Origin of the sequence: Planifilum fulgidum, assembly GCF_900113175.1 — a bacterium.
GTDB classification, from domain to species: domain Bacteria; phylum Bacillota; class Bacilli; order Thermoactinomycetales; family DSM-44946; genus Planifilum; species Planifilum fulgidum.
Window position 1 is genome coordinate 21984 of record NZ_FOOK01000028.1, and the last position, 25435, is coordinate 47418.

The 25435-nt window shown below is 61.2% G+C and carries 26 protein-coding genes and 1 pseudogene; 25 read left to right on the forward strand and 2 right to left on the reverse strand.

The genetic code is table 11. The features are described 5' to 3' along the window. The first annotated feature begins 11 nt into the window (after positions 1-11). From plsX to BM063_RS13720, 22 genes are all read left to right on the forward strand, one after another. Positions 12-1010: a phosphate acyltransferase PlsX gene (gene plsX, locus BM063_RS13610; protein ID WP_092040073.1), complete on the forward strand. Its 999-nt coding sequence runs from the start codon at positions 12-14 to the stop codon at positions 1008-1010. Beyond that, positions 1007-2008, forward strand: coding sequence for a beta-ketoacyl-ACP synthase III (locus tag BM063_RS13615; RefSeq protein ID WP_092040077.1), 1002 nt, complete (start codon positions 1007-1009; stop codon positions 2006-2008). The genes plsX and BM063_RS13615 overlap by 4 nt, the downstream gene beginning before the upstream one ends. A gap of 31 nt (positions 2009-2039) precedes the next feature. Then, the gene (gene fabD, locus BM063_RS13620; protein ID WP_092040080.1) at positions 2040-2978 is read left to right on the forward strand and encodes an ACP S-malonyltransferase; all 939 of its coding nucleotides are present in this window, start codon (positions 2040-2042) and stop codon (positions 2976-2978) included. Positions 2979-3020: 42 nt separating this feature from the next. Further along, positions 3021-3764: a 3-oxoacyl-ACP reductase FabG gene (gene fabG, locus BM063_RS13625; RefSeq protein WP_092040086.1), complete on the forward strand. Its 744-nt coding sequence runs from the start codon at positions 3021-3023 to the stop codon at positions 3762-3764. Positions 3765-3902: 138 nt separating this feature from the next. Beyond that, positions 3903-4139 (forward strand): acyl carrier protein, encoded by a 237-nt coding sequence (locus BM063_RS13630; RefSeq protein WP_092040090.1) that lies wholly within the window; start codon positions 3903-3905, stop codon positions 4137-4139. A gap of 100 nt (positions 4140-4239) precedes the next feature. Continuing rightward, on the forward strand, positions 4240-5496 hold the full coding sequence (gene fabF, locus BM063_RS13635; RefSeq protein ID WP_092040093.1) for a beta-ketoacyl-ACP synthase II: 1257 nt from the start codon (positions 4240-4242) through the stop codon (positions 5494-5496). A gap of 5 nt (positions 5497-5501) precedes the next feature. Beyond that, positions 5502-6194 carry a ribonuclease III gene (rnc, locus tag BM063_RS13640; RefSeq protein WP_092040156.1) on the forward strand — a complete coding sequence of 231 codons (693 nt, stop codon included), beginning with the start codon at positions 5502-5504 and terminating at the stop codon, positions 6192-6194. A 99-nt stretch (positions 6195-6293) separates the two neighbouring features. Beyond that, positions 6294-6626, forward strand: coding sequence for a tRNA-binding protein (locus BM063_RS13645; RefSeq protein WP_092040096.1), 333 nt, complete (start codon positions 6294-6296; stop codon positions 6624-6626). A gap of 36 nt (positions 6627-6662) precedes the next feature. Further along, positions 6663-10250, forward strand: coding sequence for a chromosome segregation protein SMC (smc, locus tag BM063_RS13650; protein ID WP_092040098.1), 3588 nt, complete (start codon positions 6663-6665; stop codon positions 10248-10250). A gap of 15 nt (positions 10251-10265) precedes the next feature. Then, complete coding sequence (ftsY, locus tag BM063_RS13655) at positions 10266-11258, forward strand: signal recognition particle-docking protein FtsY (RefSeq protein WP_092040101.1); 993 nt, start codon at positions 10266-10268, stop codon at positions 11256-11258. A gap of 1479 nt (positions 11259-12737) precedes the next feature. Beyond that, positions 12738-13226, forward strand: a complete 489-nt coding sequence (locus tag BM063_RS13665; RefSeq protein WP_092040106.1) for a hypothetical protein — start codon at positions 12738-12740, stop codon at positions 13224-13226. A 126-nt stretch (positions 13227-13352) separates the two neighbouring features. After that, complete coding sequence (ylxM, locus tag BM063_RS13670; protein WP_092040109.1) at positions 13353-13685, forward strand: YlxM family DNA-binding protein; 333 nt, start codon at positions 13353-13355, stop codon at positions 13683-13685. A gap of 40 nt (positions 13686-13725) precedes the next feature. After that, positions 13726-15078 (forward strand): signal recognition particle protein, encoded by a 1353-nt coding sequence (gene ffh / locus BM063_RS13675; RefSeq protein WP_092040118.1) that lies wholly within the window; start codon positions 13726-13728, stop codon positions 15076-15078. A 31-nt stretch (positions 15079-15109) separates the two neighbouring features. Beyond that, positions 15110-15382, forward strand: a complete 273-nt coding sequence (rpsP, locus tag BM063_RS13680) for a 30S ribosomal protein S16 (RefSeq protein WP_092040122.1) — start codon at positions 15110-15112, stop codon at positions 15380-15382. 32 nt (positions 15383-15414) lie between these two features. Beyond that, complete coding sequence (locus BM063_RS13685) at positions 15415-15642, forward strand: KH domain-containing protein (protein ID WP_092040125.1); 228 nt, start codon at positions 15415-15417, stop codon at positions 15640-15642. An 80-nt stretch (positions 15643-15722) separates the two neighbouring features. Beyond that, positions 15723-16247, forward strand: coding sequence for a ribosome maturation factor RimM (rimM, locus tag BM063_RS13690; RefSeq protein WP_092040158.1), 525 nt, complete (start codon positions 15723-15725; stop codon positions 16245-16247). Positions 16248-16257: 10 nt separating this feature from the next. Then, a complete protein-coding gene (gene trmD, locus BM063_RS13695) occupies positions 16258-17007 on the forward strand; it encodes a tRNA (guanosine(37)-N1)-methyltransferase TrmD (RefSeq protein WP_092040161.1) in 750 nt (249 codons plus the stop codon). Between the two features lie 93 nt (positions 17008-17100). Further along, positions 17101-17448 (forward strand): 50S ribosomal protein L19, encoded by a 348-nt coding sequence (rplS, locus tag BM063_RS13700; protein WP_092040127.1) that lies wholly within the window; start codon positions 17101-17103, stop codon positions 17446-17448. Positions 17449-17541: 93 nt separating this feature from the next. After that, entirely contained in the window at positions 17542-18090 is a 549-nt protein-coding gene (lepB, locus tag BM063_RS13705; protein ID WP_092040130.1) for a signal peptidase I, read from the forward strand. Between the two features lie 12 nt (positions 18091-18102). Continuing rightward, positions 18103-19011: a ribosome biogenesis GTPase YlqF gene (ylqF, locus tag BM063_RS13710; protein WP_092040133.1), complete on the forward strand. Its 909-nt coding sequence runs from the start codon at positions 18103-18105 to the stop codon at positions 19009-19011. Further along, on the forward strand, positions 18980-19786 hold the full coding sequence (locus BM063_RS13715; RefSeq protein WP_092040137.1) for a ribonuclease HII: 807 nt from the start codon (positions 18980-18982) through the stop codon (positions 19784-19786). Before ylqF ends, BM063_RS13715 begins: the two co-directional genes overlap by 32 nt. A 5-nt stretch (positions 19787-19791) precedes the next feature. Further along, a complete protein-coding gene (locus tag BM063_RS13720; RefSeq protein WP_092040164.1) occupies positions 19792-20163 on the forward strand; it encodes a YraN family protein in 372 nt (123 codons plus the stop codon). A 68-nt stretch (positions 20164-20231) separates the two neighbouring features. Here the strand turns inward: BM063_RS13720 and BM063_RS13725 are convergent, their stop codons facing one another. After that, the gene (locus BM063_RS13725; protein WP_092040140.1) at positions 20232-20798 is read right to left on the reverse strand and encodes a hypothetical protein; all 567 of its coding nucleotides are present in this window, start codon (positions 20796-20798) and stop codon (positions 20232-20234) included. 254 nt (positions 20799-21052) lie between these two features. Here BM063_RS13725 and BM063_RS13730 point away from each other — a divergent pair, with 254 nt between their 5' ends. The 3 genes and pseudogenes from BM063_RS13730 (at position 21053) to BM063_RS13740 (ending at position 25184) form a co-directional block, all read left to right on the forward strand. After that, on the forward strand, positions 21053-22393 hold the full coding sequence (locus BM063_RS13730) for an FAD-binding oxidoreductase (RefSeq protein WP_177199169.1): 1341 nt from the start codon (positions 21053-21055) through the stop codon (positions 22391-22393). A gap of 1 nt (position 22394) precedes the next feature. Continuing rightward, a pseudogene (locus BM063_RS18030) lies at positions 22395-23699 on the forward strand ((Fe-S)-binding protein); the annotation flags it as partial. A gap of 63 nt (positions 23700-23762) precedes the next feature. Further along, positions 23763-25184: an FAD-linked oxidase C-terminal domain-containing protein gene (locus BM063_RS13740; RefSeq protein WP_425439167.1), complete on the forward strand. Its 1422-nt coding sequence runs from the start codon at positions 23763-23765 to the stop codon at positions 25182-25184. A 58-nt stretch (positions 25185-25242) separates the two neighbouring features. Here BM063_RS13740 and BM063_RS17860 read toward each other — a convergent pair. Next, positions 25243-25435, reverse strand: a 193-nt coding sequence (locus BM063_RS17860; RefSeq protein WP_218154445.1) for a hypothetical protein, incomplete at its 5' end; no start/stop codon positions are given.

Sequence of the window (25435 nt, forward strand, 5' to 3'; positions counted from 1 at the left end):
GAGGAGAAGGGATGCGGATTGCATTGGACGCCATGGGCGGCGATCACGCGCCGAAGGCGATCTGCGACGGAATCCGCTCGGCGGCTCAGGAGTGGCGGGACGACGAGTTCGTTCTGATCGGCCCTGAGGAGGTTCTGAAGCCGCTTTTCGCGGACGGGTTTCCGTCCAACGTACAAATTCTCCATGCGGCGGAATGGATTGGACCGGATGAGGAACCGGTGAAGGCCGTCCGACGAAAAAAAGAATCCTCCTTGGTAGTCGGTTGCCAACAGGTGAAGGAAGGGAAGGTTGACGCCTTCATCAGCGCGGGAAACACCGGCGCGTTGATGGCGGCGGGACTTCTTTACACCGGTCGGATACCGGGCATCGACCGGCCGGCGCTGGCCCCGATGTTTCCGAGCTTGACCGGCAGGGGGACGCTGGTGCTCGACGTGGGGGCCAATCCCGAAGCCAAGGCGCATCATCTGGCGCAATACGCACTGATGGGAAGCATCTATTCCGAAAAGGTGCTGGGATTTGAAAATCCCCGGGTGGGTTTGCTCAACATCGGGACCGAGGAGGGAAAAGGGACCGAGCTGATCAAGGAGGCGTACCGGTTGATCCGGGAGTTGCCGATCCATTTTGTGGGCAATGTCGAGTCCCGGGACATTCTTCACGGTGTCTGCGACGTGTTGGTCTGCGACGGGTTCAGCGGGAACATCCTCCTCAAGACGTCGGAGGGCGTGGCCAAAGCGATCATGGACCGGCTCAAACAGGAGTTCACCCGAACGCTTTGGAACAAGATGGCTGCGGCCGTGCTGAAACCGGGCCTCAAGCGCTTCGCCCGGGAGATCAATTACAAGGAGCACGGCGGAGCGCCCTTGCTGGGACTTTCCGGTCCGATCATCAAAGCGCACGGTTCCTCGGACGCGAAAGCGATCTTTCACGCCGTCCGCCAGGCCCGCCTGTTCGTCGAACGGGGGGTTATCCCGCGGATCACCGAGGATTTACATAGAATCGAGAGGGGCTGAACAGCTTGAAACCGGTGGGGATCATCGGGACAGGTTCATATCTGCCGGAGAAGGTCTTGACCAACAAGGATTTGGAAACCATGGTAGATACGACCGATGAATGGATCGTCAGCCGGACGGGAATCCGGGAGCGGCGCATCGCCGCGGAAGAGCAGGCCTCTTCCGATCTGGCGGCGGAAGCGGCCCGCAGGGCGCTGGAGTCGGCAAAAGTGACGGCGGATCAGCTGGATTTGATCATCGTGGCCACCGTGACTCCCGACATGATGTTCCCGGCGACGGCCTGCCTTTTGCAGGACCGGCTGGGGGCGAAGAAGGCGGCCGCGTTCGATCTGTCCGCGGCCTGTTCGGGATTCTTGTACGGGATTGCGACCGCGTCCCAGTTCATCCAAAGCGGCATGTACCGTTATGCCCTGGTGGTCGGTGTGGACTGCCTGTCCAAAATCACCAACTGGGAGGACAGAAACACCTGCGTGCTCTTCGGCGACGGAGCCGGAGCGGTCGTCCTGGGACCGGTGGAGGAGGGAAGCGGTTTTCTCTCCTTTGAGCTGGGTGCCGACGGGTCCGGCGGGGATTTGCTGAAGCTGCCCGCGGGCGGATCCCGCATGCCGGCGAGCCGGCACACGGTGGACGAGCGCCTCCACACCATTTCCATGGCCGGCCGGGAGGTTTTCAAGTTTGCCGTCCGCGTGATGGGCAATGCCGCGGAGGAGGCGCTCTCCAAGGCGGGGATGAAGAAGGAGGACATCGACTTCCTCGTGCCCCATCAGGCCAACATCCGCATCATCGACGCCGCCGTCGAGCGGTTCGGACTGTCGGAGGAGAAGGTGATCGTCAACCTGGACCGTTTCGGAAACATGTCCTCCGCCTCCATCCCGGTGGCCCTGGATGAAGCGGTTCACCAGGGACGGATCAAAAAGGGGGACACGCTGGTGCTCGTCGGCTTCGGCGGCGGTCTGACCTGGGGGGCGGCGGTGCTGAAGTGGTCGATGGACACCTGATGGATGCGCGCTGAGAGGAGGGGAGAGAAACATGGGGAAAACGGCATTTCTGTTTCCGGGCCAGGGCTCGCAAAAGGTGGGGATGGGACGGGATCTCGCCGAAGCGCACCAGGGAGCGCGGGAGATCTTCGCCCGGGCGGATGAAGCCCTCGGCTTTTCCCTGTCCAAGCTCTGTTTTGAGGGACCCGAGGAGAAGCTCCGTTTGACCGCATATACCCAGCCGGCCATACTCACCACCAGCATCGCGCTGTACACGGCCTTTTCCGAAGGGGGGATCGTCCCGGATCTGGTGGCCGGACACAGTCTGGGCGAGTATTCCGCCTTGGTGGCGGCCGGTTCGCTGAACTTTGCCGACGCCGTCCGCATCGTGCACCAGCGCGGGAACTTCATGGAAGAAGCGGTTCCCGCGGGAAAAGGGGCCATGTCCGCCGTGATGGGCCTTGACCGGGACACCCTGGAGCGGGTGTGCCGCGAAGTTTCCCGGGAAGGCCGCGTGGTGGAGCCCGCCAATTTGAACGCACCCGGACAGATCGTCATTTCGGGGCACAAGGAAGCGGTGGAGGAGGCGGGCGAGCGGGCCCGCCAGGCCGGCGCCCGTCGGGTGGTTCCGCTGGCGGTGAGCGGCCCCTTCCACTCCAGCCTGATGAAACCGGCGGCGGAGCGACTTTCGGAGGTGTTGGCCGATGTGACCGTATCGGACGCATCGGTTCCCGTGGTGGCGAACGTGTCGGCCCGTCCGGTGACGGATGCCCGGACGATCCGGCAGTCCTTGATCGATCAGGTGGCTTCTCCCGTGCTGTGGGAAGACAGCGTCCGCTGGATGATGGAACAGGGAGTGGACACCTTCGTGGAGATCGGCCCCGGAAACGTGCTGACGGGTCTGGTGAAAAAGGTGAACCGCCGGGTGACCGCCCTGTCGGTGCAGGATGTTCCCTCCCTGGAAAGGGCGCTGGCGGAACTGAAGGGGTAGTCCTTGGGACGCAATCCTGACCTAAAAGGAGGAATGTTCCCCATGTTGTCCGGAAAAGTGGCGATTGTGACCGGCGGGTCCCGGGGGATCGGACGGGCCATTTCCATCGCCCTGGCCGATGCGGGTGCCGATGTGGCCGTCGTTTACGCGGGCAATCGGCAGGGGGCCGAAGAGACGGTTTCCGAGATCGAGAAGCGGGGCCGCCGGGGAATGATGATCCAGGCGGACGTTTCCCAGGCGGACCAGGTGGATTCGGCGGTGAAACAGGTGCTTGACGCCTTCGGGAGGATCGACATACTGGTGAACAACGCCGGGATCACCCGGGACAATCTGGTCCTCCGCATGAAGGAGGAGGATTGGGACCGGGTGATCGACACCAATCTGAAGGGGACCTTCCTCTTCAGCAAGGCGGTGATCCGGCCGATGATGAAGCAGCGGTCCGGACGGATCATCAACATCGGTTCGGTGGTCGGGGTGAGCGGAAATCCGGGGCAGGCCAACTACGTGGCGGCCAAGGCGGGGGTGATCGGCATGACGAAGGCGATGGCCCGGGAGTTGGCCAGCCGCGGGATCACGGTGAATGCGGTCGCTCCGGGTTTCATCGAGACGGACATGACCGCCGTTTTGGGGGATGAGGTGCGCGCTCAGATCAAACAGCAGATTCCCCTCGCCCGCTTCGGTTCCCCTGAAGACGTGGCGGCCGCCGTCCGGTTTTTGGCTTCGGACGACGCCGGATACATCACCGGGCAAACCCTGCATGTGGACGGGGGAATGGTGATGGTTTGAGCCCCGTTCCCATTGAAAGGGGGGATGCCGCCTCAGAGTCGCGACGGAGGGGAAATTGTCTCCTTGTACCCTCACCTCGGTTTTTGTTAATCTTTAATAAGTGTAATCCTTTTCATCATGCAGTGGAGGTGAACGGAGATGTCCGATACGCTGGAGCGCGTGAAGCGCATCATCGTCGACCGGCTGGGCGTGGATCCGTCACAGGTGACGCCGGAGGCGTCCATCAAGGAAGACCTGGATGCCGATTCCCTCGACGTGATGGATCTCGTTTTGGAGCTGGAAGATGAGTTCGGTTTGGAGATTTCCGATGAAGAGGCGGAAAAAATCTCCACGGTGGGAGATGTGGTTCAATACATCGAATCTCATCAGAAGTAAGTCAGGAAAAAAGTCCCGTCGTGTTTCAGCGCGGGACTTTCTCCCTGTCCTTAAGGTGTGAAGTTTTCGATTCATTAATTGACGAAAGGCGGTAGCCGAAGTGAGACGGGTAGTGATTACCGGTGTGGGAGTCATCTCCCCGATCGGAAATGACCGCTCCACGTTTTGGAACAACCTGATCGCCGGCAAGTCCGGAGTGGGACCCATCACGCAGTTTGATCCCAGCGATTATCCGGTCCGGATCGCGGCCGAGGTGAAGGACTTCGATCCTTTGGATTTTTTGGATCGGAAAGAGGCCCGGCGCATGGATCGCTTTGTTCAGTTCGCCGTGGCCGCGTCCCGGATGGCGCTGGAGGATGCCCGGCTGGACATGTCCAAGGAGGATCCCGACCGGGTCGGCGTTTACATCGGATCCGGCATCGGCGGATTGGCCACCTGGGAGGAACAGCACAAGATTTTACTGGAGCGGGGGCCGAGGCGGGTCAGCCCCTTTCTCATCCCGATGATGATCGCCAACATGGCCTCCGGTCAGGTGTCCATCGCCACCGGGGCGAAGGGTCCCAACAGCTCCGCCATTTCGGCCTGTGCGACGGGCACGCATTCGATTGGAGACGCCTTCAAGATCATTCAGCGCGGCGATGCCGATGTGATGATCGCCGGAGGCGCGGAGGCGACCATCCGGCCGCTCGCCTTTGCCGGTTTCTGCGCCGCCCAGGCATTGTCCAGGCGAAATGAGGAACCGGAAAAGGCCAGCCGACCCTTTGACCGGGAGCGGGATGGGTTCGTGATGGGAGAAGGGGCCGGAATTCTCATCTTGGAAAGCCTGGACCACGCCCTCAAGCGGGGAGCCCCGATCATCGCGGAAGTGGCGGGCTACGGAATGACCGGAGACGCCTACCATCTCACGCAGCCCGCGCCGGAAGGGGAAGGGGCGGCCCGAGCCATGCTCCGGGCGATCCGGGACGCCGGGCTGAAACCGGAGGAGATCGACTACATCAACGCCCACGGGACCTCGACGGAGTACAACGACAAGTTTGAGACGATGGCCATCAAAAAGGTGTTCGGTGAACACGCCTACAAGCTGGCCGTCAGCTCCAACAAATCGATGATCGGCCATCTGCTGGGAGCCGCCGGCGGGGTGGAAGCGATCGCCACGGCGCTCACCCTGAAGGAGCAGGTGATCCCGCCGACGATCAACTACGAGCATCCCGATCCCGATTGCGATCTGGACTATGTCCCCAACGAAGCGCGGCGGACCCGGGTGCGGGCAGCCCTGTCCAACTCCCTGGGATTTGGCGGGCACAACGCGACGCTGGCGTTCAAGGCCTTTGACGATCAAGAGCCGGACCTGGGGTGACCGCGATGGATCTGTCCGCACTGGAAAAACAGCTCGGAATTTCGTTCCGAAATCCCGAGCTGTTTCGCCAAGCTTTCACCCATACCTCCTTCGCCCACGAACGGCGCGAGGGAGACGCCCTCGCCCACAACGAGCGATTGGAGTTTCTGGGGGATGCGGTGCTGGAATTGCTGGTGTCGGAGCATTTGTACCACCGGTATCCCGGAAAGAGCGAAGGTGATCTGACCCGGATGCGGGCCCGGGTGGTCTGCGAGCCCTCCCTGGCTCAATTTGCCGAAGAGTTGGGTTTTGGCCGGCTCGTCCGTCTGGGAAAGGGGGAAGAGATGACCGGAGGCCGCAGGCGCCCCGCCCTGCTGGCGGATCTGTTCGAAGCCTTTGTCGGAGCCCTTTATCTGGATCAGGGCCTGGGGGAAGCGAGGCGGTTCCTCCAGAAGGTCGTCTTTTCCCGCATCGACGAAGCGTGGTTGTCCCGGATCGTCGACGCCAAGACGCGGCTTCAGGAGATTGTTCAGCAGGAGCGGACCGGCTCCCTGACGTACCGGATCGTCGATGAATGGGGGCCGGCCCACGACCGCCATTTCGTGGCGGAGGTTCTCCTGGACGGGCGGACGCTGGGCCGGGGGACGGGCCGCTCCAAAAAAGAAGCGGAGCAGGAAGCGGCGGCCGCGGCGTTGAAGGAGCTGGATTCCGGATTTTAGATGAAAGACCACCGAACTCGTGGAAGGTCGGTGGTTTTCCCGTTTATTGCCCGGAGGAATCCGGCGCCTTCCGGAGAAATGGGAAAAGAGGGATGTGCGATGCAAGCCACCTATGCCGATTTTGAAAAGATCGAGATGCGGGTGGGCCGGGTGGTCCGGGCGGAAACCTTTCCCCGGGCGAAAAAGCCCGCTTACCGGTTGTGGATCGATTTTGGCGCGCTGGGCGTTCGCAAGAGCAGCGCCCAGATCACCAAGTTGTACAAACCGGAGGAACTGGTCGGCCGCCAGGTGATTGCCGTGACCAATTTCCCGCCGCTTCAGGTGGCCGATTTCATGTCGGAGGTGCTCGTCCTCGGCGTGGTGCTGGAGGACGGAGGGGTGGCCCTGATCGGGCCGGACCGGGAAGTTCCTCCGGGCAGCCGGATTCTGTAGGGAAGAAGCCTTCCGGAAGGGAAGGGGGGAGAGGAGTTGTATCTGAAAAGGCTTGAAATGGTCGGCTTCAAATCCTTCGCCGATCGTTCGGAGTTGGAGTTCGTCCCGGGCGTCACCGCCATCGTGGGGCCCAACGGCAGCGGCAAGAGCAATGTGACCGACGGCATTCGCTGGGTGCTGGGGGAGCAGAGCGCCAAGCTGCTGCGCGGCGCCAAGATGGAGGATGTCATCTTCTCGGGCAGCGAGACCCGAAAGCCGGTGGGATACTGCGAAGTGTCCCTCACCCTGGACAATTCCGATCACCGGTTGAACATCGATTTTTCCGAGGTGACGATCACCCGTCGGGTGTATCGCTCGGGGGAGAGCGAATACGCCATCAACCGCCGGCCCTGTCGGCTGAAGGATATCACCGAGCTGTTCATGGACACGGGCATCGGGAAAGAAGCCTATTCGATGATCGGTCAGGGGCGGATCGACGATATTCTGAGCACCAAGTCGGAAGACCGGCGGGCCATCTTTGAAGAGGCGGCCGGGATCGTCAAATACAAAACCCGCAAGCGGGAAGCACAGCGGAAGCTGGAAGTGACGGAACAAAATCTGGAGAGAATCCGGGATCTGATCAGCGAGCTGGAAAATGCGATCGGACCCGTTTCGGAACAGGCGGAAAAAGCCCGCCGGTACAAGGAGTTGCGGTCCCGGCTTGAGCAGGCGGAAGTGGGCCTGTACGTACATAAGATTGAAAATCTCCACCGGAAGTGGCAGGAATCGAAGGAAAAGGCGGAGGAACTCGCCCGGCTGCATTTGGAGCTTTCCACCCGGCTGAGCGCCCGGGAGGCCGCCCTGGAAGAGATTCGGCTGCACCTCAGCCGCCACGAGGAGGAGCTGGACCGCCGCCAGGGCGAACTCATCCAAATCAGCGAGGAGTTGGAAAAGGCGGAAGCGCGCCGGGAGGTGGCGGAGGAACGGATCCGGAACCGGGAAGCGGCCCGAAGCGGAATCGAGTCGAGAATCCGCGAACTGGAGGAAGAGCGGGAGCGCCTGAAGGGCGAATGGGAACGGATCCGGGAAGCGTGCCGCCTCAAGCAAAAGGAACTGGAGGAGGCCGAACACAACCTCGGACGGTTGGAACAGAAAATGACCGCCGCAGGTGACGATGCCGACAGCCGCCTTCACCAGCTGAAATCCCGCATGTACGAGCGCTCCGCGGAGCTGGCCTCCCTCTCCAGCGAAGGCCGTCGCCTGGAAGAAGCCCTGGAAGAAGAGGGTCGCCGCCTGGAGGCCATGTCGCGCCAGGGCGAGGAATTGGCGAAGGACGCGGCGGGACTGGATCAAAAATCCGCCGATCTCCGGCGGGAAATGGAGCAGGTGGCGGCGGATTTGAAACAAGCCGCGGACCGCTACCGGGAGCTCAAGGGAGAGCTGGAAAAAGTGTCCGCCGATTTGGAGGCCGTCCTCGGCGAGCTCCGGCAGGCCGAGGAAGAGTGGGGCCGGCTCCGTTCCCGCCACGAGCTGATCAAGGAGATGGAGTCGGAACATGCCGGCTTTTTCCAGGGCGTCAGGGAAGTCCTCCAGGCCAGAGACCGGAACGAGCCGGGGCTTGCGGCGGTCCGCGGCGCCGTCGCGCAGCTGATCCGTGTCTCCGCCGAACATGAAGTTGCGGTGGAAACGGCCCTGGGAAGCGCCCAACAGCACCTGGTGGTCGATGACGAGGAGACGGCCCGCCGGGCGATCCGGTTTTTGAAAAAGCGGCATCTGGGCCGTGCGACCTTTCTCCCCCTCGATGTGATTCAGCCCCGCGGGCTTTTGCCGGAGGATCGCCGGCGGCTGGAGGGCGTTTCCGGATTTGTCGGAATCGCCGCCGACCTGGTCGACTGCGATGCAGAGGTTCAAAAGGCGGTCCGGTTCTTGCTGGGCCACGTGGTCGTTACCCGAACCCTGGAAGACGCCGGCGAGGCGGCGCGGCTGCTCGGTCACCGATACCGGGTGGTCACCCTGGAGGGGGACGTGGTGCACCCGGGAGGATCGATGACGGGGGGAAGCCGGCAGTCATCCAAGGCCAACCTGTTGAGCCGTTCGCGCCAGCTGGAGGAGCTGGAGCGGGAATTGGCCCGTCTCGGCGAAAAGCGGGATGCCCTTCGTCGCCGGGCGGAAGAGCTGAAGCGCCTGCGGGAGGATGTGGAGGAGCGGCTGGTTTCGGTCCGGGAGCGGGGGGAAAACCTCCGCCTGCGGGAACAGGAGCTGAAGGGGCGCGAGCGGGAACTGGCCGCCGAACGCCGGGCCCTGGAGGAGCGAATCGCGGGCAACCGGTCGGACCGGGAGGAAGCCCGGCTGCGGAAGGCGCGCTTGGAGGAGGATCTCAGGGAGTTGTCGAAGCGGCGCGCGCAGCTGGAACAGGAGCAGAGGGACGCAAGCGAGCTGCTTCGGGATTTGGAAAGGGAGGCGGAGCGACGCGCGCGAGAAAAGGGGGAAACCGACCGCCTTCTGACCGAAGGGAAGGTGGCGGTGGCCCGTTTGACCCAGGAAGTGTCCAACCTGGAGGAGAACGCGGAACGGGCCCGTCGGGAGGTCGCCCGGATCGAGGAACAGCTGATCCGTTCCCGGGAGGAAATGGAAAGTTTGGAGGCGGAGATCCGGTCGCTTCGCCAGGAGGTGGCCCGCCTGCTGGAACAGGTCTCCGAACTGCGGGAAGCCAAGGCCGCGGCCCAGGAGCGGCACGCCGAGGTCCGGAAGGAGCGGGATCGGCTGTACGGCGAACGGGAGACCGGCGAGGGGGAAGCCCGCGAACTGCGGAAATCCCTGCGCCGGCGGGAGGAGGAATTGCGCCAGCTGGAGGTGCGGGTCAACCGGCTGGATGTGGAGCTGAATCACCTGCTGCAAAAGCTGGCGGAGGAATATGAGATGAGCTTCGAGTTGGCGCGCCGCCGATACGGCGTTCCGGAGGATCCCGTCGCCGCCGAAAGGGAGGTTCAATCCCTCAAGCAGAGCATCGCCGCCCTCGGCGAGGTGAACCTGGGGGCGATCGAGGAACACCGGAGGCTGACGGATCGCCTCTCCTATTTGAAGGAACAGCAGCAGGACCTCGTCCAAGCGAAAAACACGCTGTATGAGGTGATCCAAAATATCGATACGGAGATGGCGCGCCGCTTTTCGGAGGGCTTTGAGGCGATCCGGCGGGAGTTTCAGGAAGTGTTTCGCCACATGTTCGGCGGCGGCCGGGCCGATCTTTACCTGACGGAGCCGGAGAATCCCCTGGAGACGGGAATCGATATCGTGGCGCAGCCCCCGGGAAAAAGGCTGCAGCACCTGAGCCTGCTGTCCGGGGGGGAACGGGCCTTGGCGGCGATCGCCCTCCTGTTTGCGGTCCTGCGCGTCAAACCGGTGCCCTTCTGCGTGTTGGACGAGGTGGACGCCGCCCTGGATGAAGCCAATTTGGCCCGTTTTGTCCGTTACCTGCGGGATTTTTCCCGGAACACCCAATTCATCGTGATCACCCATCGGAAACAGACGATGGAAGGCGCCGATGTTCTGTACGGCATTACGATGGAGGAATCGGGGATTTCCAAGCTGGTTTCGGTCAAACTGGAGGATGTGGCGGAAGAAAGCGCCGTGACAGCAAAGGGATGAAACGGGGGATCAAGCATGAGCTTTTTTAAGCGGTTGAAGGAACGGGTGTCCCGCACGACGGAATCGGTCACCCAAGCCTTTGTATCGGGGCTGAGCAAGACGAGCAATTCCCTCGTGGGCGCGATGGACGATCTCTTCCGGCGGAGCAAGATCGATGAGGAGATGTACGAGGAACTGGAGGAGATTCTGATCGGCGCCGACGTGGGAGTGACCACCACGATGGAGCTGACCGATCGGTTGCGCCGGGAAGTGAAGGAGCGGAAAATCAAGGATCCGCAGGAGCTGAAACCGCTCCTGTCGGAGATTTTGTCCGATCTCCTTCGCGGTGACGAAGGGGATTTGAAGATGAACCTCGCCCGGGAAGGTCTTTCGGTTCTCCTCTTTGTGGGCGTGAACGGCGTGGGCAAGACGACGACGATCGGGAAGCTGGCCCACAAGTTGAAGGAGGAGGGAAAGAAGCCCCTGTTGGCCGCCGGAGACACCTTCCGCGCCGGGGCGATCGAGCAGCTGGAGATCTGGGGGAAGCGGGTCGGCGCCGATGTCATCAAGCATCAGGCGGGGGCGGACCCCGCGGCGGTGATCTACGACGGCATCCAAGCCGCCCGTTCACGCCGAGCGGACGTTCTTCTGTGCGACACCGCCGGCCGCCTGCAAAACAAGGTGAACCTGATGGAGGAGCTGAAAAAGGTGCACCGGGTGATCCGGCGGGAAGTGCCCGATGCTCCCCATGAAGTCCTCCTGGTTCTGGATGCCACCACCGGGCAGAACGCCATCCAGCAGGCGAAAACCTTCCGGGAAGCGGTGGGGGTGAGCGGCATCATTCTGACCAAGCTGGACGGCACCGCCAAGGGCGGAATCGTCGTCGCCATCCGCCGCGAGCTGGGGATTCCCATCAAATGGGTCGGGCTGGGGGAAAAGGTGGAGGATCTGCAGCCCTTCGACCCGGACCAGTTCGTACACGCCCTCTTTGCCGATTCGATCCGGGAGGAAGAAATGCGGGCCGAGTGACGGCCGTCCTCCGGGGCGGGAAATGGGCGAAGGAAGCTGTCGACGGGGGCGATGGCTTGTTACGACTTTTTCGGCAAGCCCCCGACGGCTCCTCCCGATCCGTTGTCTGTCGCCCAGACTTTTTTGCGAACCGAAAGATAAGGGTCCTGTCCGCTTGGCTCCCTTCCGCGGGACGCATGACGGGAACGGTTTAAAACCACCTGAGGGAATGGTCGGGACCGTCGCGAACAGTATTATTATTGGGATGATCATGGGGGACAGAAGTCCTTTCCACGACAACACACGACCGGCAATTTCCAAACATGTCCGGTCGTGTGTTGTTGTCAATAAAAGGGATGGATCACACAAGCCAAGGGTGATTTTTTGCAGTTCACGTTTTTTTAATTGGGAGTTTTAAATGATCATGAAAGAGGATAAGATCACTTTGGAGCTTTCCAAAAAAGAGGCGATTGGATTTTTCGATCGGCTTTGCCGGTTGAATGAATCGGAAATCATCTCTTTGAGGATCCAGCTGAACCGGGTACTGTGGGGGATATGGGATGCAGCTTGAATCGGCGCTCGCAGAGCCCTTCAGCCCCGATTATCGCGATATGCGCGCCGCGGCACGGGAGAAAATCCGCGATGCGGCGGGATGAGGACGCGAAGGAAAATGGAGAGTTCTTCATGCCCAAAAGGGAAAAAACAAGATTGGGGAACCGAGGCCATGCGGGGATCGGGCAGGAGCATAAAATTTTTCCTCGGCGAAAGCCGCGCCGGAAGCTGCGGCAAAGGCGGGACGATTCCAGAGGCCAGGCAACCTGACGGAGTATGTGCAAGCTGTGCTTTTCGGATGACCGTGCGCGATGCCGGTATTGGCCGCAATGCAATGATTCGGCTTCCGGAACCACGGGGGTTGGACATTCCCGAGGACATGCGCCCGATGAGGTCGACACGCTGAAAAGCGGGTTCTGTATGGGATTTAGGAAATTGGAAGTTCTATTTGCGGAGCACCGAAATTGTCGAATGGGATTGAATATGCCGGGGTTGGCTTAAGATGCAAGATCCCCCGCGGAGGATGATGCGTCGGAACGGGATTGTGATTGAGCCCTTACGAAGGTTCCCGGTTCGTTTTATTGAGAATGTTCAAAGGCGCAAAAATTCCCCCAAAAAACCGCTGCCCAAAAGGAAATCTTGCGATCCGGATCAATGGGCCCCTCCGGTTTGATGGAGGATTGTTCGAAGCATACGGGATCCGCCGGAAGATCATGCCCATTGTTCGGGGTTGAAGGAACGGTTCATCCGGGGCGGATGAGATGGAGGATTGCGCTGCTGAATCCGGTCGACTGATGGAATGGCACGAGGAAGTTTTCAGCTTAGCGAAAATCCGCGATGGCCTGTCGGAGAGGATTGGCCAACCGGCCCCGATGGGACGCGGGATTGCCGCGGATCATCACGCTTCGGGCTGTTTCGCGCCCCTCGGCCCGAGAAGGAGGAGGTCTTATGCTTCAAATCAAAACATACATTTACGCCCCATTCGGCCCGAAGCAGGCGGCTCAGAAAATCCCGATCGATGATATCGATGCGTTGAAAAGGGCGGCCCCCTATATGGATTTAATGAAGCTGGAAGGATATATCGATCTTTCCTATTATGGGACTCCGATAATGGACGATAGTCTGACCGATTTGATCTTCTTTACCTGGGACGAGATGCTTCGCGCCATCCGATCCGTTGTGGAAACGGGGCGCGGGTGCGTGGGATTTTGGTGGGACGTCAAGGCGATATGCCTGAAACAGACGAATCCCCGCTTCCTTTTGTTGAAAGTGAGCGGCAAGGGATGGTTGTTGCCAAAAGATGAGCTGTTGACGGTTTTGGTCGATGGGGCCATCCAGTTTTTTCAGGGGATGTTCAGCGTGTTCAGCAGATACAAAAGGGATTACGAGGCTTGTTTGCAGTTGAAGGAGTGGCTCATTCGGGAGAGGCACATATAAGCGGTTTCGGGGCATCGGTGCCGGCGGAACGGACATCAGGCCGACTTTCAAGGAAAACATCTTGACACCCGCGTTTGGTTTCTATATGATGAGGTACTGTAGGCCTCCGCTGCCGAGGTGACGGCCATGCTGGAGAAGACCACCCGGATCAATCTGCTTTACGACTTTTACGGACCGCTGCTGACGGAAAAGCAGCGGAAGATGCTGGAGCTCTACTTTCACGAGGATTGGTCCTTGGGGGAGATTGCAGGACACTACGGAATCTCCCGCCAGGCGGTCTATGAAGCGGTGAAGCGGGCGCAGGACGTGATGTTTGATTTGGAAAACCGCCTAGGCCTTTTGGAGAAGCACCGCAGAAGACGGGAGATCGCGGAGGAAATGTTGCGCCGGCTCGAGGAGATTCCGGAAGGGAAACGGGTGGCGGAGCCGTTCATCAAGCAGCTGTTGGACCTGGACTGACCGGTTGGCAGAAGGATTTCGCCGGACGGGAGGCGAACAGATGGCTTTTGAAGGGTTGTCCGAACGGTTGCAGGCCGTCCTCGGAAAGTTGCGCGGCAAGGGCAAGGTGACGGAGGCGGACGTCAAGGCGGCCATGCGCGAAGTGCGCCTTGCCCTTTTGGAAGCCGATGTAAACTTCAAAGTGGTGAAGGAATTCATCGACCGCGTCCGGGAACGGGCGGTCGGCCAAGAGGTGTTGAAAAGCCTGACCCCCGGTCAACAGGTGATCAAGGTGGTCAACGAAGAGTTGACCCGTCTGATGGGTGGGGAGCAGAGCAAGCTGACCTTTTCCCCTTCCCCGCCCACGGTGATCATGATGGTCGGGCTGCAGGGGGCCGGGAAAACCACCACCGCCGGAAAGTTGGCCCTTCATCTGAAAAAACAGAACCGCCGCCCCATGTTGGTGGCCGGAGACGTCTACCGTCCGGCCGCCATCCGCCAGCTGGAAGTGCTGGGGCAGCAGATCGACGTGCCGGTTTTCTCCCTGGGCGACAAGGAAAGCCCTGTTCGCATCGCCGAGGAAGGCGTGAAGCGGGCCCGGGAGGAAGGGTGTGACACGGTCCTGATCGACACCGCCGGCCGGCTGCACGTCGACGATGCGATGATGGAGGAGCTTGCGTCGATCAAAGAATCCGTCAATCCCCGGGAAATCCTGCTGGTGGTGGACGCGATGACCGGTCAGGATGCCGTCAACGTCGCGGAACAGTTTCACAACCGGCTGGGTCTGACCGGCGTGGTGCTCACCAAGCTGGACGGAGACACCCGGGGGGGTGCCGCGCTGTCCGTCAGGGCGGTGACCGGTTGCCCGATCAAGTTTGTGGGAACCGGGGAAAAGATGAACGCCCTCGAACCCTTCCATCCGGACCGGATGGCTTCGCGCATCCTGGGGATGGGCGACGTGCTCACGCTGATCGAGAAGGCCCAGGCGGCCGTCGACGAAGAGCGCGCAAGAGAGCTCGAGCGGAAGATGCGCACGCAGCAGTTCACCTTTGACGATTTTCTGGAGCAGCTGCAACAGGTCCGCAACATGGGCCCCCTCGACGAAATCCTCGGGATGATTCCGGGCCTGAGCCAGGCGAAGGAACTGAAAAACCTGCAGGTGGATGAGAAGCAGCTGAGCCGGGTGGAGGCGATCATCCGGTCGATGACGCCCCAGGAGAAGCAGCATCCGGAAATCCTCAACGCCAGCCGCCGTCGCCGGATCGCCCGGGGAAGCGGCACTTCCATCCAGGAAGTGAACCGGCTGATCAAACAGTTTGAGAACATGAAAAAAATGATGAAGCAGCTTTCGACGCAGGGAAAAGGCGGCAAGAAAAAGTGGAGAAGAGGGGGATTTCCCTTTCCTTTCCGCTGATGCCGGGACTTTGTAAAGGAGGTGAGAGGAGATGGCCGTTCGAATTCGCCTGAAGCGCATGGGAGCCAAGAAAAAGCCCTTCTACCGGGTGGTGGTGGCGGATGCCCGCTCGCCCCGGGATGGCCGGTTCATCGAGGAGATCGGATATTACAATCCGCTCACGGATCCGGCTCAGATCAAGATCGACGAGGAAAAAGCCCTCAAGTGGCTGGCGACGGGCGCACAGCCGTCCGACACGGTGCGCAGCCTGTTCCGCAAGGCGGGAATTCTGAAAAAGGTCCACGAAGCGAAGTACCAGAAGTAATTCCCGCAGGCCAATAAACAGGGGGGATTCCCATGGAAGAGCTGATCCGGGTGATCGCCCAGGGACTGGTGGATCACCCGAATCAGGTCAGCGTCGTCAAGCGGGAAGGGGAGCGGGCCGACGTGTACCAGTTGTCCGTCGCCCCTGAGGACATGGGCAAGGTGATCGGCAAGCAGGGGCGTGTGGCCAAGGCCATCCGCACCGTCGTCAGCGCGGCTGCGGGAAAGGACGGGAAACGCGTCGTGGTGGAGATCGTCTGAGGGCGGTCTTCGCGCTTCCCGCCCGGCAAATCCGGGTTTGCAAAGAAGAAGACTGGCTGCAAGGGAAGGGAATGCGGGTGATGAACCAGCCGGAGTGGCTCAAAGTCGGCCAGATCGTTGGAACACACGGGATTCGCGGTGAAGTCCGGGTGATTTCCCGGACGGATTTTCCGGAAGAACGCTTTTCGCCCGGCGTCCGCCTGATGCTTCGCCACCCGCGCCTTGAAAGTCCCGTTCCCCTGACGGTGGAACGGAGCCGTCCGCACAAGCGGGTCCTTTTGATCAAGTTCCGCGAGTGGAACAACATCAATGACGCGGAGCCCTACAAGGGCGGCGAGTTGGTGGTGGAGGGATCCGAAGCGTTGGATCTGGATGAGGGAGAGTACTATTTTTACCAGATCATCGGGTGCGAGGTGGTCACCACCGAAGGGGAGCGGGTCGGCGTGGTGGAAGACATCCTCCAGCTGCCCGCCAACGATGTGTGGGTGGTCCGACCGGATGGAGGAGGCCGGGACATCCTGATCCCCTACATCGATGATGTGGTCCGGCGGGTCGACCCGGAGGCGGGACGCGTGACGATCCGCTGGATGGAAGGGTTGAGATGAGGTGGCACAAATACGGTTTGATGTGCTGACGCTGTTTCCGGAGATGTTTTCCGGCTTCCTCTCCACCAGCATCATCGGAAGGGCGCGGGAAAAGGGATTGATCGCCGCGGAAGTGATCGATTTCCGGCAGTTCAGCACCGACAAGCACCGCACGGTGGACGACACCCCCTACGGCGGAGGGGGAGGAATGGTGCTGAAACCGGAGCCGATCTTCCGGGCGGTGGAGCATCTATTGGCCGATGAGAGCGAAAAACCGCCCATCCTGTTGATGTCCCCCCAGGGGAAGCCGTTCACTCAACGGAAGGCGGAGGAGCTGGCCCGTCACCGTCGACTGGTCCTGATCTGCGGCCATTATGAAGGATTTGATGAACGGATCCGGCAACACCTGGCCACCGAGGAGCTTTCGATCGGGGACTATGTGTTGACCGGAGGGGAACTTGCGGCGATGGTGGTGATCGACTGCGTCAGCCGCCTCATACCCGGAGTGTTGGGCAACGAATCCGCGGCGGCGGAGGATTCCTTTTCCATGGGACTTTTGGAATATCCCCAGTACACCCGTCCGGCCGATTTCCGGGGATGGAAGGTACCCGAGGTGCTGCTCTCCGGAAATCACCGGAAAATCGAGGAGTGGCGCCGGAGAGAGTCTCTTCGGCGCACCTGGGAGCGCCGGCCGGATCTTCTGGAGCATGCCGAATTGACCGAGGAGGATCGGGCCTACCTAAGGCGTTTGGAGCAGGAGGGCAAACCTCCTTCGGATTGAGTTCCCACTGCGCCTGTGATAAAATATGCATTGTTTTAAAGTGCTTTCACGGTCGGTCGGGCGCGCACTGTTTGCGTGGAAGGAGGGAGAGAGATGCATCCGATTGTTCGGGAAGTGACGAAGGAGCAGCTTCGAAGCGATATCCCCGAATTCAAGGCGGGTGACACCGTCCGCGTGCACGTCAAGGTGCTCGAAGGTCAGCGCGAACGGATTCAGGTGTTCGAGGGCGTCGTCATCCAGCGGCGGGGAAGCGGCATTTCCGAAACCTTCACGGTGCGGAAAGTTTCCTACGGGGTTGGTGTGGAACGCACATTCCCCCTGCATTCCCCACGGATTGACAAAATCGAAGTGGTGCGCCGAGGGAAAGTTCGCCGTGCCAAACTGTTCTACCTGCGGAAACTGCAGGGGAAAGCGGCCCGGATCAAAGAAGTGCACCGCTGATGCGCGCAGGAAAAAAGGGCTTGAATTTCAAGCCCTTTTGTTTCACGTTTTGAAACCAGAAAATTGGGATGTTGAGAGGTCAGGAGGAGCTTCATGGAACCGTACGTTCCCCGTTCCGCCAGGCACCGCAAAAAAGGCGGAAATGAGGCGTGGGAATGGGTGCAGGCCCTGGTTATCGCCTTTATCCTGGCGTGGATCATCCGCTCGTTTGTGTGCGAACCTTTTCACGTTTCCGGTCCGTCAATGCGGGAGACGCTTCATGACGGTGACCTGGTGCTGGTCAACAAACTGGTGTACAAGCTTCGCGAACCGAAGCGCGGCGAAGTGATCGTATTCGATTATCAGAAGGAAAACCGGGATTACATCAAGCGGGTGATCGGCCTTCCGGGCGACATCGTCGAGGTGCGCAACGGCAGGGTTCTGGTCAATGAAAGGAGCATACCCGAACCGTACATAAAACCGGGCACTCCGACTTCCGACATGCCTCCCACAAAGGTTCCCGAGGGGCACCTTTTCGTCATGGGGGACAACCGCGGGAACAGCAGCGACAGCCGGGACATCGGACCGGTGCCGATCGACTGGGTGGTGGGGAGGGCGGACCTCGTCTTTTGGCCGTTGACGGATTTTGGCTTGCTGTGGTGACGGGTGATGAACATGACGATCCAGTGGTTTCCCGGCCATATGGCCAAGGCCCGCCGACAGGTGGAAGAAAAAATCAAAATGGTGGACGTGGTGCTGGAGCTGTTGGATGCGCGCCTTCCCCAGTCCAGCCGGAACCCCTTGATCGATCGGCTGGTGGGTGACCGTCCCCGAATCGTGTTGATGATGAAAAGCGATTTGGCGGATGAAGCCGTCACCGATGAATGGGTCCGGTTTTTCCGCGGACGGGACGTCGAGGCGGTGCCCATCGATGCCGAAAACCGGCGCCAGATCGCGGAGATTCCCCGGGTCGCAGGCCGCCTGTTGGAAGAGAAAAAGTCGGCCCTGGAGCGGAAGGGCATCCGTTTCCGACGGATCCGCGCCATGGTTCTGGGCATTCCCAATGTGGGAAAATCGACGCTGATCAACCGTTTGGCGGGCCGCAGCGCCGCCCGGACGGGCGACCGTCCCGGGGTGACCCGGGGGCAGCAGTGGATCCGGGTCGGGAACACCATGGAGATCCTGGACACTCCCGGAATCCTGTGGCCCAAACTGGAAGATCCCCGCGTCGGACTTCGCTTGGCCGCCAGCGGTGCGATCCGGGAAGAGATTTTGCCCCTGGAGGAAGTGGCCGCTTTTCTGCTTCGATACTTGCGCGGGCGTTACCCCGATCGCCTTCGGGAACGGTACCGGTTGGAGGATCTTCCCCCGGCCGAAGGGGCCGACCTGCTGGAGGAGGTGGGCCGACGCAGGGGATGCGTGGCAAAAGGGGGAGTCATCGACCGGGAAAAGGCGGCGGAGATCGTTCTTCGCGATTTTCGCTCGGGACGCTTTGGCCGCGTTTCCCTGGAACGGCCCGCAGATTGGCTGGAGGACGGGGAGGGAACATCGGATGAAAGTGCGGGGAACGATCCGGGAAATTGAGGAGTGGCTCGCCGGAGGTTCCGGCGTATCCCGCGCGGTGTTGGAGGAACTGCTGCGGGATCCCCGGGCGGGCGTGCGCCAAATCGCCCTTCGCCATCTTCGGAAATTGGAACGGATGGAGCGGGAGGCCGCCCGCCTCGAAAGGATGTGGCAGACGGAGCGTACATACTGGGCGAAGGGCTATGGGGCGGTCGCCGGATTGGACGAAGCCGGTCGCGGTTGCCTCGCCGGTCCCGTGGTGGCGGCGGCGGTGATTCTTCCGGAAGATTTCGATGTTTCCGGCTTGAACGATTCCAAACAGCTGAGCCCTGCGGAGCGGGAAGAGCTCCGGGGACGGATCGACCGGGAAGCGACGGCCGTCGGGATCGGCATGGCGGACGTGGAGTACATCGATGCCCACAACATCCTGCAGGCCACCTATGAAGCGATGCGGAGAGCGGTTTCGAATCTTCCGGCCCCGCCGGACGCGCTCCTGGTGGACGCCTTGACCGTTCCCGGCCTGGCGATTCCTCAACAGGCGATCATCAAGGGGGACAGCCTCAGCCACTCCATCGCCGCGGCCTCCATTGTGGCCAAGACGGAGAGGGACCGGTGGATGGAGGCGGCGGCCGCCCGCTATCCCGAGTACGGCTTTGACCGGAACAAGGGGTATGCGACACCCGACCACTTGGCCGCGCTCGATCGTTGGGGACCGTGCCCCCTTCACCGCCGCAGTTTCGCACCCGTCCGGGAACGGCTGCAGGGATCGCTTTTCCCGGAGCGGTCGATGGGGTGATCTTCATGCGGGAAGGAGGCGATCCCCGGCGGGAGACCGGACGCATCGGGGAGGAATGGGCCCGGCGTTTCCTCGAATCCAAGGGATGGAAGATCCTGGACACCAACTGGCGCACCCGCTGGGGGGAATTGGATATCATCGCTCTGGCGGAAGGACAGGTGATCGTGGTCGAGGTGCGGACGACGCGGGGAACCCGGTTCGGATACGGCCATGAATCGGTGGACATTCGCAAGAGGCGGCAGGTCCGCCGGCTTGCCCTTCGCTATCTTCAGGAAAAAGGGCTGCATCATCTGCCGGTCCGCTTTGACGTGATTTCCGTCCTGCTCGGCGGGGACAACCGGCCGAAAAACCTCCGTCACCTGGAGGGCGCCTTTTAAAAAGGGGCCTTAAAAAGCCCCCCTTCGCGAAAGCGGAGGGGGGCAATTTGTTCCGGGACCGCGATGTTTCACACGGCCTTGGAATAGCTTTCCAGAAGGCGCCGGTACAGTTCGTCCCCGCCGATGTGGATGTGCAGGGCCACGTCGTCATTGCCGATATTTTGCCACTGATAAAACTGCTGGAACACCAAGTAGATGCATTTTTTCACTTCGGGATGGGGATAGCGCTTCAAGTCGACGAACAGGCTGTAAAGATCCGGTTCGTCCACCAGATGGGGGGTGACTTTCATTCTCTTCAGCGTTTGTTCCAAGCCCTTCAGCATCCAGCTCATCCACATGGGACGGGCGTTTTTCTCCTGGGAATCGAAGTATAGGCTGAAGCCCATCATCGGATACCGGTGGATGTCCGTTTCCGTGTAGGTGGATTTTCCCTCGCTTTTGGAGTCGTAAAGGAAAAATTCAATATGTACTTGAAAATGCTCTTCTTCTGCTCCCCGATCAACGCTCCTGGCCCGTTCCGCCCTTGGGCGATTGTCCATTTGCTCATCGCGGGGTTCCGGATCCGCCGGATGCTCCTCCTTTTCGGAAGCATGCCGATCCCTTTGGATGAGCAGGCGCTTAAAAAGAGATATCACGGAAACCACCTCTTTTTCAATGTTCGGCCAGGGTTGTCCCGTTCGACTCCGTCCTTTCCCGGGGGTCGAAGAGGGGCTGTCACCGGGTTTTTTCAGAGTTCCTACATCTATAACACTAATATAGTACATTTTTGTGGTTTGTGCCATCAACCTTCAATTTTCTTAAGCGGATTCCCATTTTTCCGGCTAGGGCGGATACTCAGAAAACGAAGCCGAAATGTGATAATCTAAAATTGATGAAGGGAGGGACGCCATTGGCTCTGTCTGACGACCGGTTGGAAGATCTGACCGCGATTTTCGGGAGGGATCGGGTCGTTCGGGAAGCACCGGAGGGAACCCTGTGGGGATCCTCGACGGGGCCTGTCGTGTATGCGGAATCGGAGGAAGAGGTCCAAAGGGCGGTCCGATGGGCCGCCGAGAAAAAGGTGGCGATCGTTCCCCGGGGAAGGGGAGCCTATGCCGGGTACGGCCACCCGGTGAACCGGGACTTCATCATCCTTTCCCTTGAACGGATGGACGGCGTGCTGGAACACTCGGCCGGTGATCTGACGGTCACGGTGAGGGCGGGAACCACTCTGTCCGCTTTAAGGGAGCACTTATCCAGAAGGGATCAGTTTCTCCCCCTGGATCCGCCCCGGCCGGAACTGACCACGGTGGGTGGGGCGGTGGTGACGGGGATGACCGGACCCAAGCGCCTCAAGTACGGCACCGTGCGGGATTGGGTGCTCGGCCTGCGGGTGGTCCTCGCCGACGGACGGGTGATCCGAACCGGCGGAAAAGTGGTGAAAAATGTGGCCGGATACGACATGAACAAATTGTTTGTCGGGTCGCTGGGCACCCTGGGGATCATCACCCAATGCACCTTGAAATTGCGTCCGGTTCCCCCCGTGGAAATCCTGATTTTTCTGGAAGCGGACGATTGGAAAGCGGTGTACCGCCTGAGCCGCCGCCTGCTGGATTCCTCCTTGGAGCCTGCGGCGGTGGAGGCGATCAACGGCGGAGCGATCCGTCTGTTTTCCGAAGATTGGAGCGCCCCCTGCGGCTTGATGGTCGGGTTTGAGGATGAGCGCCCGGCGGTGGAGATGCAGTGGGACCGGGTGAAGAGCTGGGCGGAGGAGGAGGGGCTCCGTTTGCGCTTTGTATTGGAAGGAGAAGATGCCGCCGAAGGTTGGCGGGTGTTGGGGCAGTCGTTTCCCTGCGCCTCCGATTCGTCGGATGGCGAGGTGGCGGTGGCGGTGAAAGGCATCACTCTGCCCGACCGGGTGACGGAAATGCTCGGAGCGGTGGACGAGGTGTCCACAAAGGGCGATCTGCAGGTGGCGGCCCACGGAGGTACGGGAACCGGGGTGATCCGGGCGGTGTTCCGGGCGCCGACGGAGAGGCTGGAGGCGCTCACCGCCGCCTTGAAGCGGCTGCGGGAGCGGTTCGAGGAGCCGGGGGGTTATCTGGTGCTGGAGCAGGCACCGCTTGAAGTGAAGGAGCGGGTTCCCGTATGGGGACGGCCGCCCGGCGGGCTTTTCCTGATGCGCCGGCTCAAGGAGCGCTTCGATCCCGACGGCCGGTTCAATCCGGGACGCTTTGTGGGAGGGATGTGAAATGGCTGCGGTCACCGGCTATCCTTATCCGGATCCCCCGGACGAGGAGAAATGGTCTGTCTGCATTCACTGCGGGATGTGTCTCGACGCCTGTCCCACCTATCAAGTGGAAAAGCTGGAACACCAGTCGCCGCGGGGGCGGGTGCATCTGATCAAGGCAGCGGGCGAAGGGCGGATCGCGCTGGATGAGGGATTGTACGACCCGGTTTTTCAGTGCCTCGATTGCCGCGCCTGTGAAACGGCCTGCCCTTCCGGCGTGCAGGTGGGTTCCCTCATCGAGGCGGCGCGCGGGCAGCTGTATCAGGCGATGCCGCCCCGCGGCTGGAAGGGGATGGTCGGCCGCCTCTTCCTGCGGCACATCTTTCCCCATCCAAAGCGGCTCCATTTTCTCGGAAAATTGCTGAGGTTTTATCAGCGCTCGGGCCTGCAGGCGGCGGCCCGGAAGCTGGGACTCCTTTCGCTTTTGCCCGGCCACCTGCGCGGAATGGAAGCGGCGCTGCCGGAGATCCCCGAATCCCCCTCTCGGAAGCGCCTTCCGAAGGTGTCTCCCGCCCGGGGAGAGCGAAAGTACCGGGTGGCTTTGCTGACGGGTTGCGTGATGGATGTGGTGTACGGCGGAGTCAATGAGGCGACGGTCCGGGTGCTGACGCGCAACGGATGCGAGGTGGTGATCCCGGAGGGGCAGCGCTGCTGCGGGGCCCTGCAGGTCCACGCCGGAGATCGCGAGACGGCCAAGAAGCTGGCCCGGCAAAACATCGACGCCTTCCTCGAGGCGGGGGTGGACCGGGTGATCGTTAACGCCGCCGGTTGCGGTTCCGCGATGCAGGAGTATGGGGAGCTTTTGGCCGGGGATCCGGAGTACCGGGAAAAGGCCGCCCGGTTTGCCGCCATGGTGCAGGATGTGTCCGCTTTTCTGGATGAAATCGGCTATGAGCCGCCTTCCGGAAGAGTGGAGGGGACCGTCACCTATCACGAAGCATGCCATCTGGCCCACGGTCAGCGGGTGAGGCAGCAGCCGCGGAAACTGCTGAAGAGCGTTCCCGGCCTCACCCTGGTGGAGATGCCCGACGCGGCCCGCTGCTGCGGCAGCGCGGGGGTCTACAATCTGACCCACCCGGACATGGCGGGCCGACTGCTGGAGAAGAAGGTGGACGACATTCCCGAAGGGGTCGATTACGTGGCCATGGGAAATCCCGGATGCATGCTGCAGATCGCCATGGGAATCCGGAAGCGCGGCGGCCGGGAGCGGGTGGTGCACACGGTGGAGCTGCTGGATGAGGCCTACCGGCGGGAGGAGGCGCCGGAGGAGGAAGCGGCCGCCGTCGCGGAGGCTCCCGCCGGGGCCGTGTCCGAAGTCCGGGATGAGGGACTGATCGAGGAGTTGATCCGCCTTCTGGGCAAGGATGCGGTCCTTTTTAAAAAGGAGGATCTCCTCGCCTACGAGTGCGATGCGTACACACTGGAGAAGGCGCTGCCCCGCGCCGTCGTATTTCCCAGGAACACCGAGGAGACGGCCGCCGTGGTCCGCCTGTTGAACCGGCGGAAAATCCCCTTCATCCCGCGGGGAGCGGGAACGGGGTTGAGCGGCGGGGCCACCCCCCGGGGCGGGGAAGTGATCATCAGCCTGGCCCGGATGAACCGGCTCCTCTCCGTCGATTTGCCCAACCGGCGCGCCGTGATCCAGCCCGGTTACATCAACCTGCACCTGACGCAGGCGGTGGCGGATCAGGGATATTACTACGCCCCCGATCCCTCCAGCCAGCAGGCCTGCACCATCGGCGGGAACGTGGGGGAAAACGCCGGAGGCGCCCACTGTCTCAAGTACGGGGTGACCACCAACCACGTGTTGGGGCTCAAGGTGGTATTGCCCGACGGGGAAGTGACGGAGCTGGGCGGGTTGCCGGACACGCCGGGGTACGATCTGGTGGGCCTGTTTGTGGGTTCCGAGGGAACGATGGGCATCGTCACGGAAATCACCGTCCGGTTGATGAAGCAGCCGGAAGGCGTCCGCACAGTGCTGGCCCTCTTTGACCGGGTGGAGGACGCCAGCGAGGCGGTATCCGACATCATCGCCGCGGGAATCCTGCCCGCCGCCCTGGAGATGATGGACGCCCTGGCCATCGAGGCGGTGGAGAAGGGGACGTTCCCCGTGGGTTATCCCGAGGGTGTGGAAGCGGTGTTGCTGGTGGATGTGGACGGGGTGGAAGCGGGCCTGGAGGAGCAGATCCGGAGGATCGTCGAGGTCTGCCGGAAGCACCGCGTCCGCGAAGTGCGCCCCGCCGCCTCGGAGGAAGAGCGGGCCCGCTGGTGGGCCAACCGGAAAACCGCCTTCGGAGCGGTGGGAACCCTCTCTCCGGATTATCTGGTGCAGGACGGAGTGATTCCCCGGAGCCGGCTGCCGGAAGTGCTGGCCCGGATCGCGGAGATCGGCAAGGAAAAAGGGGTACGCATCGCCAACGTTTTCCATGCCGGCGACGGCAACCTGCATCCCCTGATCCTGTTTGATTCCCGGGTTCCCGGCGAAACGGAGAGGGCCGTTCAGGCCGGATCCGCCATCCTGAAGGTGTGCGTCGACGCGGGCGGCAGCATTACCGGGGAACACGGGGTCGGACTGGAAAAGCGGGAAGAGATGAAATATCTCTGGACCGAGGAAGAGCTGGAGGTTCAACATGCCGTCCGCGAAGTGTTCAACCCGGAGGATCTGTGCAATCCCGGCAAGATGTTGCCCCGCCCCGCCCGCTGCGCCGAGGTGAAGAGGCATTCGAAAGATTCGGCGTCCCAACAAAAGTGACCGAAAGATTGGATAAACCCGCATTTTGCAGCCGCGGCGCTGCAGGATGCGGGTTTTTTCAAACCTGACAAGTTGGGATCATGAAAAGCCCGATTATAAAAACACTTTCCCTGTTTGCAGCTCCTTTACAGATCTTCTGAATACAAGCTATTTCAAAAACATGATCTGCCAATGTAAAATGGAAGTATGAGTACGAGACATGAGCTGACAGACGAACAATGGGCTGTGATTGAGCCGCTGCTTCCCAAACC

Excerpts from the sequence above, each read along its gene's own strand:
- plsX (WP_092040073.1), top strand. The coding sequence starts at position 12 with ATGCGGATTGCATTGGACGCCATGGGCGGCGATCACGCGCCGAAGGCG.
- fabD (WP_092040080.1), top strand. The coding sequence starts at position 2,040 with ATGGGGAAAACGGCATTTCTGTTTCCGGGCCAGGGCTCGCAAAAGGTG.
- fabG (WP_092040086.1), top strand. The coding sequence starts at position 3,021 with ATGTTGTCCGGAAAAGTGGCGATTGTGACCGGCGGGTCCCGGGGGATC.
- BM063_RS13630 (WP_092040090.1), top strand. The coding sequence starts at position 3,903 with ATGTCCGATACGCTGGAGCGCGTGAAGCGCATCATCGTCGACCGGCTG.
- rnc (WP_092040156.1), top strand. The coding sequence starts at position 5,502 with ATGGATCTGTCCGCACTGGAAAAACAGCTCGGAATTTCGTTCCGAAAT.
- BM063_RS13645 (WP_092040096.1), top strand. The coding sequence starts at position 6,294 with ATGCAAGCCACCTATGCCGATTTTGAAAAGATCGAGATGCGGGTGGGC.
- ftsY (WP_092040101.1), top strand. The coding sequence starts at position 10,266 with ATGAGCTTTTTTAAGCGGTTGAAGGAACGGGTGTCCCGCACGACGGAA.
- BM063_RS13665 (WP_092040106.1), top strand. The coding sequence starts at position 12,738 with ATGCTTCAAATCAAAACATACATTTACGCCCCATTCGGCCCGAAGCAG.
- ylxM (WP_092040109.1), top strand. The coding sequence starts at position 13,353 with ATGCTGGAGAAGACCACCCGGATCAATCTGCTTTACGACTTTTACGGA.
- ffh (WP_092040118.1), top strand. The coding sequence starts at position 13,726 with ATGGCTTTTGAAGGGTTGTCCGAACGGTTGCAGGCCGTCCTCGGAAAG.
- rpsP (WP_092040122.1), top strand. The coding sequence starts at position 15,110 with ATGGCCGTTCGAATTCGCCTGAAGCGCATGGGAGCCAAGAAAAAGCCC.
- BM063_RS13685 (WP_092040125.1), top strand. The coding sequence starts at position 15,415 with ATGGAAGAGCTGATCCGGGTGATCGCCCAGGGACTGGTGGATCACCCG.
- rimM (WP_092040158.1), top strand. The coding sequence starts at position 15,723 with ATGAACCAGCCGGAGTGGCTCAAAGTCGGCCAGATCGTTGGAACACAC.
- rplS (WP_092040127.1), top strand. The coding sequence starts at position 17,101 with ATGCATCCGATTGTTCGGGAAGTGACGAAGGAGCAGCTTCGAAGCGAT.
- lepB (WP_092040130.1), top strand. The coding sequence starts at position 17,542 with ATGGAACCGTACGTTCCCCGTTCCGCCAGGCACCGCAAAAAAGGCGGA.
- ylqF (WP_092040133.1), top strand. The coding sequence starts at position 18,103 with ATGACGATCCAGTGGTTTCCCGGCCATATGGCCAAGGCCCGCCGACAG.
- BM063_RS13715 (WP_092040137.1), top strand. The coding sequence starts at position 18,980 with ATGAAAGTGCGGGGAACGATCCGGGAAATTGAGGAGTGGCTCGCCGGA.
- BM063_RS13720 (WP_092040164.1), top strand. The coding sequence starts at position 19,792 with ATGCGGGAAGGAGGCGATCCCCGGCGGGAGACCGGACGCATCGGGGAG.